Raw genomic sequence first — 4,922 nt, forward strand, 5'->3', positions numbered from 1 at the left:
CACCCGAACCACCGAACCTGAAGGAGCTTTCCAGTGACTGTCCCGAACTACGCCCGTGGCTACGAGGGTTTCCCCGGCCGGGTGGGCCGTACCGTCCACGAGTCCAGCCCGGCGTGGCCCGACCCGGTGCGTCCGCCGGAGGGCGCGCCGAACGTCATCGTCGTCCTGCTCGACGACATGGGCTACTCCGACATCGGCCCGTTCGGCTCCGAGATCCCCACCCCGGCGCTGCAGCGGTTGGCAGACGAAGGCTTCACCTTCACGAACTACCACACCACCCCGGTGTGCTCCCCGGCCCGCGCCGCCGTACTCACCGGCCTGAACCCGCACCGCGCCGGGTTCGCCACCGTCGCGAACTCCGATCCCGGGTTCCCCGGCGTCCGGCTGGAGCTCGCCGAGGACGTCACCACGCTGGCCGAGGTGCTCCACGGCGCCGGCTACGCGACCGCGGCGGTGGGGAAGTGGCACCTGACCAGAGATTCGCTGATCCACGAGGGGGCCGACAAGTCCTCCTGGCCGGTGCAGCGCGGCTTCGACCACTACTACGGGTCGCTGGAGGGGCTGAACTCCTTCTTCCACCCGAACCAGATCGTGCGGGACAACACGGTCGTGCAGCCGGAGGAGACGCCCGAGGGCTACTACCTCACCGACGACTACACCGACGAGGCCCTGCGGTTCATCCAGGGAACGCGGGCCTCGGCACCGCAGTCCGAGCGACCGTTCTTCCTCTACTTCGCGCACACCGCCATGCACGGGCCGTTGGGTGCGAAGGAGGCCGATCTGGCGAAGTACCGCGGGCGGTACGGCGCCGGCTGGGACGCGCTGCGGCGCGAGCGTCATGCCCGGCAGATCGAGCTCGGTGTGATCCCGGAGGGGACGCCGTTGCCGGAGGCGGTCGGACGGCTGGGCAGGGAGGTCATCGACTGGGACTCGTTGGACGCGGAGACGAAGGACCTCTACGCGCGGTACCAGGAGGTGTACGCCGCAATGGTCGATTCCGTCGACCAGTCACTGACGCGAATCACTGATCTTCTCGATGAGTTGGGGGAGAAGGACAACACCCTCATCGTCTTCACCTCCGACAACGGTGGCTCCGCCGAGGGCGGTCCGGAGGGGACGCGGTCCTACTTCAGCCGCTTCGCCCACGTTCCGGGACTGCCCGCGGACTGGACCGCGGATGTCGACCGGGACCCCTCGGTCATCGGTGGGCCGCGGTCGATGGCGCACTATCCGGAGGGCTGGGGCATGGCGTCCAACACGCCGTTCCGGTTCTACAAGGGGCAGACCTTCGCCGGTGGGGTGCGGGTGCCGCTGCTGCTGAGCTGGCCGGCGGGCCTGGGGAAGGGGGACGCCTCGGATCCGGCGCGGGAGGGACTGCGCGACCAGTACCAGTACGCCACGGATCTCACGCCGACGATCCTTGATCTGGTGGGCGTCCCGCACCCCTCGACGGTCGGCGGCACCCGGCACGGGCACGCGGTGAAGGGGATCGACGGAGTGAGTTTCGCCCCGGTGCTCCGGGACGCGACCCATCCGTCCACCAGGCCGGAACAGTACGCGGAGTTCGGCGGCAACCGGGGGCTGTACCGCGACGGTTGGAAGATCCTCACGAACCACCGGCCGGGCACGCCGTTCGATGACGCCGAGTGGGAGCTCTACCACGTCGACGAGGACCCGAACGAGATCCACGACCTGGCCGGGCAGTTCCCGGCGCTGGTGCGTGATCTGGCTGCCCGGTGGGAGAGGCTGGCCTGGGAGAACACCGTCTTCCCGCTCAACGACCACTCCGATCCGCGGGCGGAGCTGCGGCGTCCCTCCGATGACGTGCTGGAAAAGGCGGTGACGTTCCTGCCGGGCACCCCGAAGCTGGAACGGTGGCGGTCGTCCCGGTTGACGCAGTTGCGGAGCTTCGACGTGGTCATCGACGTCACGGTGGCTGCCGGGGACGCCGGTGTGCTGGTCTCCCACGGGGACCAGGGCGGCGGGTACGTCGTGTGGGTGGACGCGGGCACCGACGGTCCCGAGGTGCACCTGGCGGTCAACGAGTACGGCGAGCTGCATGAGGTGTCTGTGCCCGTGCCGACTGGGCCGGAAGGGGCGGCCGGGCGGCACACGGTACTGGTCCGTTCGGCCGCACTGGAGAGCTTCCGGACCTCGTGGACGCTGACGACCGTCGGTGACGGCAGCGACGGTCGTGACGGCAGGGGAGGGGCGTCAGCGGAGATCACGGACGTGTGGGCGTTGCTCGGTATGGCGCCGTTCAGTGGCATCGACATCGGGGTGAACCGTGGTGGTCCGGTGCACTGGGGAAACTACGTCACCCACGGCTCCTGGCGGTACTCCGGCGCCCTGCATTCGGTGCGCTACGAGCCGGGGGAGCGTGCACCGTACAGCCCGGAGGTGCTCGCTGAGATAGCCCGGGATGCCGCGGAGGCGTTCGACTGAAGCCTCCGGGTGTGCGGCGGATGGCTCTTCCGCCGGCCGGGACCGTTTCACGTGAAACAGGGGCTGCTCACGCGTGAGGATAGCTCCGGAACGTGCGGGTGATGTCGCGTTCGGCGGCGGTGCTCAACGGGCGGAACGGGGAGACCGTGAGGCGACGTCCGGCGCCTGAGGTCGGCGCAGTCTTCGGTGCCCGCCAGGTCGCCACGAATTTCCCGCCGCGTACGACGGTCTTCCGGAAGGCGCCGTTGTTCCCCGGCGCCACCTCGTCATGGTGGTCCCCGGTGAGGAAAACGAGCCGGTCCCGGTACCCGAGCACCAGTTCATCGAAAGCCGGTAGCAGGAACGTACCGTGCGCCGCCTTTGCCGCGACAGTGATCTCGTCGGCGAGCCCGGGGCGCACCCATGCATCCTCGCCCAGGGCGGGGGAGAAGGACGCCGCTGGCTCCACCTCGTCACGGATCAGGCCGAAGGCGTCCCGGATGAGCGTCACGGGGAGTTTCGTCCACCACGCGAAGTCCCGCAGGCCAGCCGGCCCGTGACCGTGCAGGTACCGCAGCAGCAGGTCGGCGGTGGCGGCTGTGGTGTCCCCGTTGAAGCGGCCCGCCAGGTCCGAACCGGCAGGAAGCCACGACTCAGCGGGAACGATCAGCTGGCCCCCGGAATCGTCGGGCGGACCATATACCGCGGTGCCGTGGAGCATCATGTCGCGGACCAGAAGATAGAGGAAGGTGCGTGTCTCCGGGAGACCGTGGGAGGACCACAGGATCGCGAGATCAGGGCGGGACAGTCCGTCCGGATGTTCCCGTAGCAGGTCATGTGCGGTGCCGATGTCGGTGGAGGAAAGGCCGTCCTGTTCCAGACGACGCCTCGACTGCCTGCGCTGCGGGCCCGCGCACAGCTCGGTGACCCAGGCGGCGTCACGGGCGGCCAGAGCGAATACCGTGGCGCGCATCGGGTAGCCGCGGACGACAGAGCCGGTGGTGAACGCGTCCTCCACAGCGGTGGCGGCGGTGGCGTCCGACCCCGCCAGACGCAGCGCGATCGACGAGGTCACACCGGGCAACTCCTGGCCCTGCATCGGGCCGAACCGGTCGAGTACCTGCGCGGGAGTATCAGAGGTGGGTGCGGCGAGGCCGAGTGCGGTGAGACGGGCTTCGACGAGGGCGGGGTTGACCATGCCGGCCAGCGTAGTGGGTGGTTGGAGTGCCTCGGTTCACGCTGACGCAATTGCTGGGGTGTGCCACGCCGCACCCGTACGGTCGATGGACATACCCTTGGTAGACAGAGCGGTCTACTTGTTGCAGGGTTCTCCCGAAGCGCTCCCCACCGAAAGGCCCCGTCATGACCAGCACCCTCTCCCGCCCGACCGACACCGGTGACGTCGCTTCCCCGACGGTCACCCGCCTCGGGAAGAACATCGGCGCCGTCATCTCCGGCATCGACCTGTCCGGCGACATCACCGACGACGAGGTCGAGTTCATCCGCACCGCGCTGGCGACCCACAAGGCGGTCGGCTTCCGCGACCAGTTCCTCGACGACAGCACGCAGTATGCCCTGGCCTCCCGCCTCGGCACACCTACCCTGGCGCACCCCACCGTCCACTCCACCGGCCTGGACCGGCTCGTCCTGGAGGGTGCGGCGAACTCCTGGCACACCGATGTGTCCTTCGTAGACCGGGTGCCGAAGACCAGCATCCTGCGGGCGATCAGCCTGCCGACCTACGGAGGTTCCACGATCTTCGCGAACACCGTCGCCGCGTACAACGCGTTGCCGGAGCCACTGCGCGTCCTCGCTGACGGTCTCTGGGCCGTGCATTCCAACGAGTACGACTACGCCAACAGTCACGACAGCAACAAGGACAACGCGGAGTACCGCCGCGAGTTCACCCGCGTGCCCTTCGAGATCGAGCATCCGGTGGTCCACGTCCATCCGGAGACCGGCGAGCGGTCCCTGCTGCTCGGCCACTTCGTCCAGGGGTTCGTGGGGCTTACACCGCGCGAGTTCCACGTGCTGTTCGACATTTTCCAGGACCGCATCACCCGGCCCGACAATGTCTTCCGGTGGGACTGGGCGGAGGGCGACGTGCTTTTGTGGGACAACCACGCCACGCAGCACTACGGTGTCCACGATTTCGGCGACGAGCACCGTGAGCTGCACCGGGTTACGCTTGCCGGCTCGGTCCCGACCTCCGTGACGGGGGAGCGGTCGCGCATCCTCACCGGGGACGCCACGGAGTACTCGGTGATCACCGAGCCGCGTCCGCTGGTGGGGTACGGCGGAGATGCGTCGGTCATCTGACCGGGTGTGCCTGGCCGGGCGGTGGTGCTGACTATGCGTTCGTTCGGCCGGGGTGTATGATCTCTCGGTGTTGTCTTCGGAGTGCTTCGGAGGCGGCCATGACGGGGCTATAGCTCAGTTGGTAGAGCGTTGCGTTCGCAATGCAAAGGTCTGGGGTTCGATTCCCCATAGCTCCACTA

Annotated in this window: 3 protein-coding genes and 1 tRNA gene; 3 read left to right on the top strand and 1 reads right to left on the bottom strand. The window is 68.4% G+C overall.

Features of this window, described 5'->3' with window-relative positions:
* The first annotated feature begins 33 nt into the window (after nt 1-33).
* Nucleotides 34-2,445 (top strand): arylsulfatase, encoded by a 2,412-nt coding sequence (locus tag QZV72_RS07150; protein WP_297006674.1) that lies wholly within the window; start codon nt 34-36, stop codon nt 2,443-2,445.
* A gap of 67 nt (nt 2,446-2,512) precedes the next feature.
* Here the strand turns inward: QZV72_RS07150 and QZV72_RS07155 are convergent, their stop codons facing one another.
* A complete protein-coding gene (locus QZV72_RS07155; RefSeq protein WP_297006676.1) occupies nt 2,513-3,622 on the bottom strand; it encodes a winged helix DNA-binding domain-containing protein in 1,110 nt (369 codons plus the stop codon).
* Nucleotides 3,623-3,786: 164 nt separating this feature from the next.
* Between QZV72_RS07155 and QZV72_RS07160 the strand changes: the two genes are divergently transcribed.
* Nucleotides 3,787-4,743, top strand: a complete 957-nt coding sequence (locus QZV72_RS07160; RefSeq protein ID WP_297006678.1) for a TauD/TfdA family dioxygenase — start codon at nt 3,787-3,789, stop codon at nt 4,741-4,743.
* Between the two features lie 103 nt (nt 4,744-4,846).
* Nucleotides 4,847-4,919: transfer RNA gene (locus QZV72_RS07165), tRNA-Ala, on the top strand.
* Nucleotides 4,920-4,922: the final 3 nt, after the last annotated feature.

The sequence above is a fragment of the uncultured Corynebacterium sp. genome, assembly GCF_902782855.1.
Taxonomy (GTDB): domain Bacteria; phylum Actinomycetota; class Actinomycetes; order Mycobacteriales; family Mycobacteriaceae; genus Corynebacterium.